Source organism: Bacteroides sp. AM16-13 (assembly GCF_003602705.1).
GTDB lineage: Bacteria > Bacteroidota > Bacteroidia > Bacteroidales > Bacteroidaceae > Bacteroides > Bacteroides xylanisolvens.
Window position 1 is genome coordinate 44,853 of sequence record NZ_QTLK01000021.1, and the last position, 13,305, is coordinate 58,157.

The window sequence follows — 13,305 nt, forward strand, 5'->3', positions numbered from 1 at the left end:
AAGGAGTATAAACGATGGCAGTGCCTTATGTAGTGAGAAAAAAAGCCGATTTAACATCGGGAGAAAGAAAAGAATTATGGTATGGTGTACCCAAAAAACTGATAGATCCGATTCGGAATAGAGAATTTGCCGAGTACATGGAAAAACGGAGTGGATTTCATCGCGGGCAGATAGATGGTATATTGACGGAAATGGTTGATGCTATCCGTAGTCTGTTGTCTATCGGACAGCCGGTTACTATCGAAGGACTTGGCACATTCCATACGTCACTGACCAGTCCGGGATTTGAACGCCCCGAACAGGTAACCCCGGGAAAGGTGTCCGTTTCACGTGTCTATTTCGTGGCTTGTCCTGAATTTAGCCGGGAAGTGAAAAAAATGAAATGCATGCGTATTCCTTTTAATCTGTATATGCCCGAAGAGATGCTGACCAAAGAAATGAAGAAAGCGGACCGGGAGCAGGAGCGGGAAGAATATGACCGTATGGTGGCACCGGAAATCGAGGAAGAAGTTCAGGAATAAGATAAATTAATACCCTCCCTGTCTTATTTATGAGATAAATCCCTATCTTTGTGGCACTTTTTACGAAAAAAGCAAATTCAAATTAATAGATATAGAAAAGAAAATGGCACAAGAAGACGTTTTTAAGAAGCTTGTATCGCATTGCAAAGAGTATGGTTTCGTATTCCCTTCGAGCGATATCTACGACGGACTAGGCGCTGTGTATGACTACGGTCAGATGGGCGTTGAATTGAAAAATAACATCAAGAAATACTGGTGGGACAGCATGGTGCTGTTGCACGAGAACATTGTCGGTATCGACTCTGCCATCTTTATGCATCCTACTATCTGGAAGGCTTCCGGACACGTAGACGCATTCAATGACCCTTTGATTGACAATAAAGACTCTAAGAAACGTTATCGTGCTGACGTGTTGATCGAAGATCAGCTGGCTAAGTATGACGATAAAATCAATAAAGAAGTAGCGAAAGCTGCCAAGAGATTCGGCGAATCTTTTGATGAGGCTCAATTCCGTTCTACCAATGGACGTGTATTGGAGCATCAGGCAAAACGTGACGCACTTCACACTCGCTTTGCTAAGGCTCTGAACGACGGTAATCTGGAAGAATTGCGTCAGATCATTATTGATGAAGAAATCGTATGCCCGATCTCCGGTACAAAGAACTGGACAGAAGTTCGTCAGTTTAATCTGATGTTCTCTACTGAAATGGGTTCTACTTCCGAAGGAGCCATGAAGATTTATCTTCGTCCGGAAACTGCACAAGGTATTTTTGTAAACTACCTCAATGTACAGAAGACGGGTCGTATGAAAGTTCCTTTCGGTATCGCACAGATTGGTAAGGCTTTCCGTAACGAAATCGTTGCCCGTCAGTTCATCTTCCGTATGCGTGAGTTCGAACAGATGGAAATGCAGTTTTTTGTAAAACCGGGAACTGAACTTGACTGGTTCAAGAAATGGAAAGAAATCCGTTTGAAATGGCATAAAGCTCTTGGATTCGGCGATGCAAGCTATCGTTATCACGATCACGATAAACTGGCTCATTACGCAAATGCCGCTACTGATATCGAATTCCTGATGCCGTTCGGATTCAAAGAAGTGGAAGGTATCCACTCTCGTACTAACTTCGACTTGTCTCAACATGAGAAGTTCTCCGGCAAGAGCATCAAATATTTCGATCCGGAACTGAACGAGTCTTATACTCCGTACGTAATCGAAACTTCTATCGGTGTTGACCGTATGTTCCTTAGCATCATGAGCGCATCTTATTGCGAAGAGCAATTGGAGAATGGTGAAAGCCGTGTGGTTCTGAAATTGCCTGCTGCTTTGGCTCCGGTGAAACTGGCAGTTATGCCGTTGGTAAAGAAAGACGGTCTGCCTGAAAAAGCCCGTGAGGTTATTGACAGCCTGAAGTTCCACTTCCATTGCCAATATGACGAAAAGGATAGTATCGGTAAGCGTTATCGCCGTCAGGATGCTATTGGTACTCCGTACTGTGTAACAGTCGATCATCAGACATTAGAAGATAACTGTGTGACATTGCGTAACCGCGATACCATGCAACAAGAGCGTGTAGCTATCTCTGAACTGAATAACATCATCGCAGACAGAGTAAGCATCACTTCTCTATTGAAAACTTTACAATAAACCTTTGACGAATGAGTAAAAAGATCTATTTATTCTCCTTAGTATTGCTGGCTTTGGCGTTCACTGCTTGTAGTGAAACGGAAACAGTAGACAAGTATGATAATTGGCGTTCACGCAATGAATCATTTATTGATTCTTTGGCAAATGTGTTTGAAGCGGGAACTGACCCTCTGTTACTACGGATTAAAGTGGAACAAGGCAATGATTATATTTATTATAAGACGAAAACTCCGATCACTGTGAATAGCGTACATACGGAAGTTCTCGGAGAGAAGCCGACATCCACAGCGGTTGTGAAGGCTTTCTATAAAGGTACGAATATATTGGGTGAACGTTTCGATGGTTTTGAGGGAGCTGATCCGGTGGATGGAGATTCGAATGCCTCTCAACCGGATACCCCTCCAGTGTCATTCGATTTGTCCGGTAGTGTAATAGAAGGCTGGAAAGAAGCAATACCTCATATGAAAGTTGGTGAACGTTGGTTGATATATATACCTTGGAAATATTGTTATGGCAGTACCGGAAATAGTAATACAACTCTCATTCCTGGTTATTCAGCTTTGATTTTTGATATTCAACTGCTTGATGCAGATAGTATTCAGAAGAAGTCGGAGCCGTCAAAAGATTAAAAAATATATTGTTATTTAAGAAAAAGTTGTTTGATTGTTTATAGAACGTCAAATAACTTTTTCTTTTTAGGTATAAATCGTGTCTTGTTTTTATTTTTTCTTGTCGTATTTTATACTACTCTCCCTAATCTGCAAATGTGTTGGAATCGTCACCTGTTTGATAGTCTTATCTCCTTTTATCTGGTCGATAAGTAGCTGGCAGGCAGTTTCTCCCATTTTATAAGTTTGATGTGATACAGCAGATAATTTCGGTTCCACATAATTAGCATGCTGCTCGTCTGTATACCCGATGATTGCCACATCATCCGGAATCTGGAGGCCATGATTTTTGATGACTTCCATTGCTGCGAAAGCCAATGTGTCATTCATGGCAAGAATAGCGTCCGGAGGCTGTGGAAGTGACAGTAAGGTTTCTGTGGCAATCTTGCCTTCCTCATAATCAATCTTCCGGCAAACAACTAGCTCCTTTTCGATAGGAATACGATTCTCACGCAAGGCTTCCAGATAACCATGTTTTCTTCTCTTTACAATATCCAAATGATTGGCTCCACCGATAAAGGCTACCCGTTTACTTCCATTATCCAACAGATGTTGTGTTGCCATTTGCGCTGATTGTACCCCATCCGCTACGACCGAAGAAAACTGGTCGGTCAGGCAAACACGGTCGAACAGGATAAGTGGCATATTAATGTCTTTCAAGGCGGAGATGTGGGAGAAATCGGTTGTTTCTTGAGACAGACAGGCAATGATGCCTTCCACACGCATATTGACCAGATTCTCAATATTTCTTTTTTCGTGCTCGTAAGACTCATGCGAGGTCGTGATAATCACAAAATACCCGTTGGCAATAGCCATATTCTCTATTCCATTCAGAATTGATGCAAAGAAATGAGTGACAATATCCGGAACGATCACTCCGATGATACGCGGCGCATTTTTCCGCAGGCTCATGGCAAAAGGATTGGGACGGTAGTTCATCTCTTTAGCCAGTGCCTTTGCTTTGGCGCAAAGTTCACGGCTGATTTCCGGACTATCTTTTAGTGCCCTGGATACAGTAGGAATCGACACCCCCAATGCTTGGGCGAGATCTTTGAGTGAAGTATGTTTCCGGTTTTCCATTTGAAAGTCTGCAACTTAGATTCTTTTTACAAAGAAAGCACATTCCCGGAAAATTAAAAGCATCTGAAGCAATATTTTTTACGTAAACCGTTACGTTGGTTTTTCGACCGCTCTCTGCTGCACTGAAACTATTACTGACCTATTTTTGTCGCATACAAAATGATTTAAAACCTAAAAGTATGCAATACCATGAAATCGGAAAGACAGGGATGAAAGTATCATCTCTTAGTTTTGGAGCTTCTTCTTTAGGAGGAGTTTTCCATGATTTGAAAGAAAAAGAAGGCATTCAGGCTGTGTTTACCGCTGTTGAGGCAGGAATGAACTTTATCGATGTGTCTCCTTATTACGGACATTATAAAGCGGAAACAGTTTTAGGGAAGGCACTTAAAGATCTTCCTCGCGACCGTTATTACCTTTCTACCAAAGTGGGACGTTATGGAAAAGATGGAGTGAATCTGTGGGATTACTCTGCAAAACGTGCGACAGAAAGTGTGTATGAGAGTATGGAACGTCTGAATATAGATTTTATCGATCTGATAAATGTACACGATGTGGAGTTTGCCGATTTGAATCAGGTAGTTAATGAAACTCTGCCTGCTTTGGTTGAGTTGCGTGAAAAAGGAGTGGTAGGACACGTTGGAATTACCGACTTGCAACTCGAAAACCTGAAATGGGTAATCGATCATTCACCAAGCGGTACGATTGAATCTGTGCTTAGCTTCTGCCATTATTGCCTGTGTGATGATAAATTAGCAGACTTCCTGGACTACTTCGAATCCAAAGAAATCGGTGTGATTAATGCTTCTCCGCTTTCAATGGGACTGTTGAGTGAACGTGGTGTTCCTGCCTGGCATCCGGCTCCCAAACCCTTGGTAGAGGCTTGCCGTAAAGCAATGGAACATTGCAAAGCTAAGAATTATCCGATTGAGAAGCTGGCTATGCAGTTCTCCGTCAGCAATCCCCGTATAGCAACGACTTTGTTTAGTACGACTAATCCGGAGAATGTGAAAAAGAACATCGCTTTCATCAAAGAACCTATTGACTGGGAACTCGTTCGGGAAGTGCAGGAGATTATCGGAGAGCAGAAACGTGTAAGTTGGGCAAACTCATAAAACAGCGTCATTCGTATGGACTATACAATTATTGATGCGCACGCCCATCTGTGGTTACGACAGGATACTGTTGTGGACGGATTGCCTATCCGGACTTTGGAAAATGGCCGTTCGGAATTTATGGGAGAAATCCGGCAAATGGTTCCGCCCTTTATGATAGACGGAGTGAATAGCGCGGAAGTTTTTCTTTCGAATATGGACTATGCGCAAGTGGCTGCGGCTGTCATTACTCAAGAGTTTATTGACGGTATTCAGAATGATTATTTGTCGGAAGTCGTTTCCCATTATCCCAACCGTTTCTTTGTTTGCGGAATGTGTGAGTTTCGCAAACCTGGATTTTTGGAGCAGGCGAAAGAGCTTATAGCCAAAGGTTTTAAGGCTATAAAAATACCTGCCCAACGCTTGTTGTTAAAAGAGGGACGGGTAATGCTGAATAATGAGGAAATGATGCAGATGTTTCATTCTATGGAAGAACAGAATGTCATGCTTTCCATCGATTTGGCTGACGGAGCAACACAGGTTCCCGAAATGGAAGAGATTATTCAGGAATGTCCCCGCCTAAAAATAGCTGTCGGGCACTTCGGAATGGTGACACGTCCGGGCTGGAAAGAACAAATCCGCCTGGCACGTCATCCCAATGTGATGATTGAATCCGGAGGAATCACCTGGCTTTTCAATGATGAATTTTATCCTTTCAAAGGAGCAGTGAAAGCCATTCGGGAAGCGGCGGATTTAGTTGGCATGGAGAAACTGATGTGGGGATCGGACTATCCGCGCACCATTACAGCAATCACCTACAAGATGTCATACGATTTTGTGGTGAAATCTTCCGAGTTGGCGGAAGAGGACAAAAGACTCTTTTTGGGAGAAAATGCCCGGAACTTCTATGGATTCACGGATCTCCCCGTACTTCCTTACATCAAGAACATGTCCGAATGATAGAGAAAACATCCTTATCGTAAAACTAGATTTATACCATGAAAAAGAATACATATACAATACCTTTAGCGTTAGTTTTCTGCCTTTTCTTTCTGTGGGCGATAAGCAGCAATCTGCTTCCCACGATGATCCGGCAATTGATGAAGACATGTGAACTGAATACCTTTGAAGCCTCTTTTACCGAGACTGCCTACTGGTTGGCTTATTTTATTTTCCCCATCCCCATAGCGATGTTTATGAAACGTTACAGCTATAAGGCGGGAATTATTTTCGGACTGGTATTAGCAGCAATCGGAGGCCTGCTTTTCTTTCCTGCCGCCATTTTAAAAGAATATTGGGCTTACCTCTGTATCTTCTTTATTATCGCTACGGGAATGTGCTTTCTGGAGACGGCTGCCAATCCGTATGTGACGGTTTTAGGAGCCCCCGAAACAGCTCCCCGCCGATTGAATCTGGCGCAGTCTTTCAATGGACTCGGAGCTTTTATCGCTGCCATGTTTTTGAGTAAGCTTATCCTTAGCGGAACTCATTACACGCGAGAGACCCTTCCTGTAGATTATCCGGGAGGCTGGCAGGCCTATATCCAATTGGAAACGGATGCCATGAAACTCCCTTATCTGATATTGGCTATACTGTTGATTGCCATAGCTGTTGTCTTCATCTTTTCAAAATTGCCAAAGATTGGGGACGAAGGAGAAACGGCTTCTTCCGATAAAACGACTTCTTCGGGTAAAACGAAAGAGGGCAGCCAGAAAGAAAAACTGATAGACTTCGGTGTATTGAAGCACTCACATTTGCGGTGGGGAGTGATTGCGCAATTCTTCTATAACGGCGGACAGACGGCGATAAACAGTTTGTTCCTGGTTTACTGTTGCACTTATGCCGGATTGCCGGAAGATACAGCGACTACCTTCTTCGGATTGTATATGCTCGCATTTCTTTTGGGGCGTTGGATCGGTACCGGATTGATGGTGAAATTCCGTCCACAGGATATGCTACTGGTTTACGCCTTGATGAATATTCTTTTGTGCGGGGTAGTGATGATATGGGGAGGTATGATCGGGCTATACGCAATGTTGGCTATCTCTTTCTTTATGTCTATAATGTACCCCACGCAGTTCTCATTGGCGCTAAAAGGACTGGGGAATCAGACAAAGAGCGGTTCGGCATTTCTGGTAATGGCTATTGTCGGCAATGCCTGCCTGCCACAGTTGACGGCTTATTTCATGCATGCCAATGAGCATATCTATTATATGGCCTATTGTGTACCGATGATTTGTTTTGTCTTCTGTGCATATTACGGCTGGAAAGGTTATAAAGTAATCGATTAATAAATTTATTTATCAAACATATCCAATGAAAGCAGTTCAAATTGTCAATCCCTCCGAAATGAAGGTGGTTGAACTGGAAAAACCGACCGTTGGTGTCGGTGAAGTATTAGTAAGAATCAAGTATGTGGGTTTCTGTGGCTCCGACCTGAATACCTTTTTAGGACGTAACCCAATGGTGAAGTTACCGGTAATCCCGGGACATGAGGTAGGAGCGGTGATTGAGGAGATTGGTCCGAATGTTCCGGCTGGCTTTGAAAAAGGGATGAACGTGACATTGAATCCATATACCAATTGTGGTAAATGTGCTTCCTGTCGTAATGGTCGTGTCAATGCCTGTGAGCATAATGAAACGTTAGGGGTACAGCGCAATGGAGTGATGTGCGAATATGCAGTTTTACCTTGGACGAAGATTATTCCGGCTGGTAATATCTCTCCTCGCGATTGTGCGTTGATTGAGCCGATGAGTGTCGGATTCCATGCGGTATCTCGTGCGCAGGTGATCGATAATGAGTTGGTGATGGTTATTGGCTGCGGTATGATTGGTATCGGTGCCATTGTACGTGCTGCTTTGAGAGGAGCAACAGTCATTGCTGTCGACTTGGATGACGAGAAACTGGAACTGGCGAAAAAGGTAGGTGCTTCTTATGTGATTAACTCCAAGACAGAAAATGTACACGAACGGATGCAACAGATAACAGAGGGCTTCGGTGCCGATGTGGTGATTGAAGCTGTCGGCAGTCCGGTCACTTATGTGATGGCGGTGGATGAAGTCGGATTCACGGGGCGTGTGGTTTGCATCGGCTATGCCAAGAGCGAAGTAGCTTTCCAAACGAAATATTTCGTTCAGAAAGAACTGGATATCCGTGGTTCCAGAAATGCGTTGCCGGCAGATTTCCGTGCGGTTATTAATTATATGAAAGAAGGCAACTGTCCGGTGGAAGAACTGATTTCGAAGATTGCCAAACCGGAAGGAGCTTTGGACGCTATGCAGGAATGGACGGCTAATCCGGGAAAGGTGTTCCGTATACTGGTTGAGTTCTGATAAGTTCTTGTAATAAGAATAGTTGTTGATACCTGTTGTTCGGGTATGTAATAAGTGAGAGGAGGCTGAATACAGTCTCCTCTCTTTGGGAGATAGGGTGATGTAACATGAGTAAATATAGATGTAACATTCTTCATTCGATATGTAGCATCACAAAGAAATCATGTAGCATACTTTGGGCAATATATCTGTTTGCATTTTCTATTTTTGTGATGTGGAAGATAACAAGGAACATTTTAAATAATTAGCTTTCAAATAATAGATAATGTAGCCAGTTAATAAAAAAACGATGATTATGCTGAAAACAAAAATCAACACTATTCTGCTGTGTACTCTTTTTACATTGTTCTTCCCGCTATCAGCCGGAGCACAATACCGTAATCCTATTCTTTATGCTGACGTGCCCGATATGTCAGTATGTCGCGCAGGCGATTACTTTTACATGGTTTCCACTACTATGCACCTGATGCCGGGGGCGCCTATCATGCGTTCGCCGGACATGAAACATTGGGAAACTATCAGCTACGTATTTTCTCGCATTGACGATGGTCCTCGTTATGATTTGCTCGAAGGCACTGCTTACGGGCAAGGACAATGGGCATCATCTATCCGCTATCATGACGGTAAATTCTATGTCTGGTTTACAGCCAATGGCGCGCCCGGACGTGGGTTTGTCTATACTGCGACAGATCCGGCCGGTCCCTGGAAACTTCTTTCGCGTCCTCCGCATTTCCATGACGGTTCGCTTCTGTTTGATGATGACGGGCGGGTGTATCTCTTTCACAGTACGGGACAGCTTACGGAGTTGAAAACCGATTTGACCGATGTACTTCCCGGTGGCATCAATCAGCAAATATTTGAACGGGATGCTGACGAACAAGGTCTGTTGGAAGGTAGTTCCGTCATCAAGTATAATGGGAAATATTACTTGCTGATGATTTCTATGGATTGGAGTATTCCCGGCCGTCTGCGTCGTGAAGTATGCTATCGTGCCGATAAGATTACCGGACCTTACGAAAAGCGTGTCATTCTTGAAACGGAGTTCGACGGGCATGGCGGTGTTGGTCAGGGATGCATCGTAGACGGGAAAAACGGTGAATGGTACGGACTGATTTTTCAGGATCGTGGTGGCGTAGGACGTGTGCCGTGTCTTATGCCTTGTACATGGACGGAAGATGGTTGGCCTATGCTGGGAGACAAGGATGGGCGCATTCCGAATGATACCACTTTGTCGTATATGTCAATGGATGGTATCTGCGGTTCGGATGATTTTTCCGCTTCCGGGCTTTCCCTCTATTGGCAGTGGAATCATAACCCCGTCGATCAGGCATGGAGTCTTACCGACCGTCCCGGATTTCTGCGTTTGAAAACCTCCCGTGTGGTAGATAACCTGTTTGTTGCTCCCAATACGTTGACCCAACGTATGGTAGGACCGAAATGTATGGGCACTGTCAGTCTCTCTCTGGGGGGGATGAAAGATGGTGACCGTGCAGGATTATCGGCTTTTAATGGTGACAGCGGTGTGCTTACGATTGAAAAGAACGGAAATAAACTGTCTCTTGTGATGAGTGAACAGAAAAGCGTGTTTGAGAAAACGAAGCGTGCCATTAGCCGTGTGGATATGACCGAACAAGCCCGTATACCTCTTAACAAAGAGCTTGTCTACTTGCGTGTGGAAGGTGACTTTACCAATGGACGGGATGAGGCTCGTTTTTCTTATAGTCTTGATGGGAAAGCATGGATACCTGTTGGTCTGCCTGTCAAGATGAAATTTGACTACACCCGTATGTTTATGGGCAGTAAGTTTGCCATATTTAACTATGCTACACGTTCTGTAGGCGGTTATGTAGATGTGGACTCTTTTGATTATTCGTTCTGTGATGCGTCAATGTAACAAACAAATATGTATTTGTAACCAATGAAACATTGTTTTATTGGAAAATAGGCTATTTTTGTTTCCAAATTAATCATAACTAATAAGTATAATATTATGAAAAGAGGTTGGATACCGATTATGGGTGTTTGTTTGGTGTTATCGTTTTCGGCATGTAAGCAATTGCTGCCTTACCAGGACACTTCTTTAACGGCGGAACAACGGGCGGAGGATTTGTTGCCCCGGTTGACTTTGGAAGAAAAAGTATCATTAATGCAAAATGCGTCACCTGCTATCCCTCGACTGGGAATTAAAGAATATGAGTGGTGGAATGAAGCGTTGCACGGTGTGGGACGTGCCGGATTGGCTACTGTTTTTCCCCAGTCTATCGGTATGGGAGCTTCTTTTAATGATTCATTATTATATGAAGTGTTCAATGCCACTTCCGATGAGGCTCGCGTAAAATCGCGTATTTTCGGTGAAAGCGGCGTGCTGAAACGCTATCAGGGATTAACATTCTGGACACCGAATGTCAATATATTCCGTGACCCTCGTTGGGGACGCGGTCAGGAAACTTATGGTGAAGACCCTTATCTGACAGGACAAATGGGAATGGCTGTAGTCCGTGGTTTGCAAGGACCGGAAGATGCCGGGTATGATAAGCTGCACGCATGTGCCAAGCACTTTGCCGTTCATTCAGGACCGGAGTGGAACCGGCATAGTTTTGATGCGGAGAATATAGATCCCCGGGATTTATGGGAAACCTATCTGCCTGCTTTTAAAGATTTGGTACAGAAAGCGCATGTAAAGGAAGTGATGTGTGCCTATAATCGTTTTGAGGGAGAGCCTTGTTGTGGCAGTAATCGCCTGTTGATGCAAATATTGCGGGATGAATGGGGATACAAAGGCATTGTAGTCTCTGACTGTGGAGCGATTTCCGATTTCTATAGACCGGGAACGCATGAGACTCACCCGGATAAGGAACACGCCTCGGCTGGTGCCGTGCGGGCAGGTACAGACCTTGAATGTGGAAGTGAATATGCATCACTGGCGGATGCTGTAAAAGCCGGTTTGATTGACGAAAAAGAAATAGATATTTCATTGAAACGTTTGTTGACGGCACGTTTTGAACTGGGAGAAATGGACGAACAACCGGCTTGGTCGGAAATTCCAACCTCTGTGTTGAATAGTAAGGAACATCAGGCATTGGCTTTGCGTATGGCCCGTGAATCATTGGTGCTCTTGCAGAATAAAAACAACATCCTGCCTCTGAATACCCATCTGAAAGTAGCTGTTATGGGACCTAATGCCAATGACTCCGTGATGCAGTGGGGAAATTATAACGGTATTCCGGCACATACGGTTACCTTATTGGAAGCTGTCCGTGCCAAACTACCGGAAGGACAAATCATATACGAACCGGGTTGTGACCGTGTGGACGGAAAGACACTTCAAAGCCTGTTTGATGAATGTAGCATAAATGGTAAACCCGGTTTCTTGGCAGAATATTGGAATAATCGTGATCGTGAAGGGGAAGTGGTCACTACTGACCAGATTTCTACTCCGTTCCATTTTGCAACAACAGGGGCTACTACGTTTGCGCCTGGTGTGGAAATTACTAATTTCTCGGCTCGTTATGAATCTGTCTTTCGTCCTTCGCAGTCCGGTGATGTTGCTTTCCGTTTCCAACTGGATGGTGAAGTGACTCTTATTATAAATGGTGAGCAAGTGGCTCAGAAAATATATGTTAAGAATCCGACGAACCTCTATACGTTACAGGCGAAAGCTGGAAAAGAGTATCATATCGAGATTTTATTCAAACAACGGAATGAAAGGGCTACACTTGATTTTGATTTGGGCAAAGAGGTCGGGATCGACTTGAACTTCGCAGTGAAGAGAGTAATGGATGCTGATGTGATTCTTTTTGCTGGTGGAATTTCTCCAAGTCTGGAAGGTGAGGAAATGCCGGTAGAAGTTCCCGGATTTAAGGGTGGTGACCGTACGGATATTGAACTTCCGGACGTTCAACGTGATTTGTTGAAAGCTTTGAAGAAGGCTGGTAAAAAGGTTGTCTTTATCAATTATTCCGGTTCAGCTATCGGACTAGTGCCCGAAACGACTACTTGTGAAGCGATTCTGCAGGCATGGTATCCGGGACAGGCGGGTGGTACAGCTATCGTTGATGCTCTTTGGGGAGAGTATAATCCCGGTGGACGCCTGCCGGTCACTTTCTATAAGGATGTGAATCAATTGCCGGACTTTGAAGACTATTCTATGAAGGGGCGTACCTATCGATATATGCAACAGCAACCACTTTTCCCATTCGGTCATGGGTTGAGTTATACTACGTTTACTTATGGAGAAGCTAAATTGAGCAAGAATACAATCGCGAAAGGTGAAAATGTAGTATTGACTATTCCGGTAAGCAATGTCGGGCAACGTGATGGAGAAGAGGTGGTTCAGGTTTATTTGAGACGTCCGGGTGATAAGGAAGGTCCCCGTTATACTTTGCGTGCTTTCAAACGCGTTCATATTCCGGCAGGGAAAACTGAATCAGTAGCTATTCCTCTTACCGGTGAGAACTTTGAATGGTTTGATGCAGAGTCGAATACGATGCGTCCGTTGGAAGGTACTTATGAATTACTGTATGGAGGAACTTCTGATAGAAATAAGTTGAAAACGATTGTAATGAACGTACAGTAATACCGCTTTGGAATTTTGTTTATTTTTACAGATAGACAATCCGGATTTATTTATTGAATGAATAAAGAAAGAACGACCTTGTTCCTTTAAAAGGAACGGGTCGTTTCTTTTAAACCAAGCCTCCGTTTCTTTTAAACCAACGGGGGCTTTCCTTTAAAGGAAAATGAATATTTGCTAATATTTGATATTCAGTCTTTTACATGATGGGGAATAAAAGTGCTGAAATAATAGGTAATGTAGTTATTTATCTTACCATTTTTCTGTTTTGAGGCTTTTTGTTACATCAGAAAAGAATCATGTTACATGTCTGTGATAAATGTAACCTGTATATAGATGCCTGTATCATGATTGTACATATATGATAAAACCGAATCGATACATTTGCAAACAC

General features: G+C 43.6%; 10 protein-coding genes. 9 read left to right on the plus strand and 1 reads right to left on the minus strand.

What is annotated here, in order from left to right; translation table 11 throughout:
- Nucleotides 1-14 precede the first annotated feature (14 nt).
- The 3 genes from DW173_RS16605 (at nt 15) to DW173_RS16615 (ending at nt 2,795) form a co-directional block, all read left to right on the plus strand.
- Nucleotides 15-521, plus strand: a complete 507-nt coding sequence (locus DW173_RS16605; RefSeq protein WP_004314067.1) for an HU family DNA-binding protein — start codon at nt 15-17, stop codon at nt 519-521.
- A 103-nt stretch (nt 522-624) separates the two neighbouring features.
- Nucleotides 625-2,166: a glycine--tRNA ligase gene (locus DW173_RS16610; protein ID WP_004299629.1), complete on the plus strand. Its 1,542-nt coding sequence runs from the start codon at nt 625-627 to the stop codon at nt 2,164-2,166.
- An 11-nt stretch (nt 2,167-2,177) separates the two neighbouring features.
- Nucleotides 2,178-2,795 carry an FKBP-type peptidyl-prolyl cis-trans isomerase gene (locus DW173_RS16615; protein ID WP_004324510.1) on the plus strand — a complete coding sequence of 206 codons (618 nt, stop codon included), beginning with the start codon at nt 2,178-2,180 and terminating at the stop codon, nt 2,793-2,795.
- A gap of 90 nt (nt 2,796-2,885) precedes the next feature.
- Here DW173_RS16615 and DW173_RS16620 read toward each other — a convergent pair whose 3' ends face one another.
- A complete protein-coding gene (locus DW173_RS16620) occupies nt 2,886-3,914 on the minus strand; it encodes a LacI family DNA-binding transcriptional regulator (RefSeq protein ID WP_120144815.1) in 1,029 nt (342 codons plus the stop codon).
- Between the two features lie 179 nt (nt 3,915-4,093).
- Between DW173_RS16620 and DW173_RS16625 the strand changes: the two genes are divergently transcribed.
- From DW173_RS16625 to xyl3A, 6 genes are all read left to right on the plus strand, one after another.
- The gene (locus DW173_RS16625) at nt 4,094-5,026 is read left to right on the plus strand and encodes an aldo/keto reductase (protein WP_117610632.1); all 933 of its coding nucleotides are present in this window, start codon (nt 4,094-4,096) and stop codon (nt 5,024-5,026) included.
- Nucleotides 5,027-5,041: 15 nt separating this feature from the next.
- Entirely contained in the window at nt 5,042-5,965 is a 924-nt protein-coding gene (locus DW173_RS16630) for an amidohydrolase family protein (protein ID WP_120144816.1), read from the plus strand.
- 38 nt (nt 5,966-6,003) lie between these two features.
- Nucleotides 6,004-7,296 (plus strand): L-fucose:H+ symporter permease, encoded by a 1,293-nt coding sequence (fucP, locus tag DW173_RS16635; protein ID WP_120144817.1) that lies wholly within the window; start codon nt 6,004-6,006, stop codon nt 7,294-7,296.
- A 25-nt stretch (nt 7,297-7,321) separates the two neighbouring features.
- Nucleotides 7,322-8,338, plus strand: a complete 1,017-nt coding sequence (locus DW173_RS16640; RefSeq protein WP_120144818.1) for a zinc-binding alcohol dehydrogenase family protein — start codon at nt 7,322-7,324, stop codon at nt 8,336-8,338.
- Nucleotides 8,339-8,633: 295 nt separating this feature from the next.
- Nucleotides 8,634-10,232, plus strand: a complete 1,599-nt coding sequence (locus tag DW173_RS16645) for a glycoside hydrolase 43 family protein (RefSeq protein WP_120067149.1) — start codon at nt 8,634-8,636, stop codon at nt 10,230-10,232.
- A gap of 96 nt (nt 10,233-10,328) precedes the next feature.
- On the plus strand, nt 10,329-12,914 hold the full coding sequence (xyl3A, locus tag DW173_RS16650) for a xylan 1,4-beta-xylosidase (RefSeq protein WP_120144819.1): 2,586 nt from the start codon (nt 10,329-10,331) through the stop codon (nt 12,912-12,914).
- The last annotated feature ends 391 nt before the right edge of the window (nt 12,915-13,305 follow it).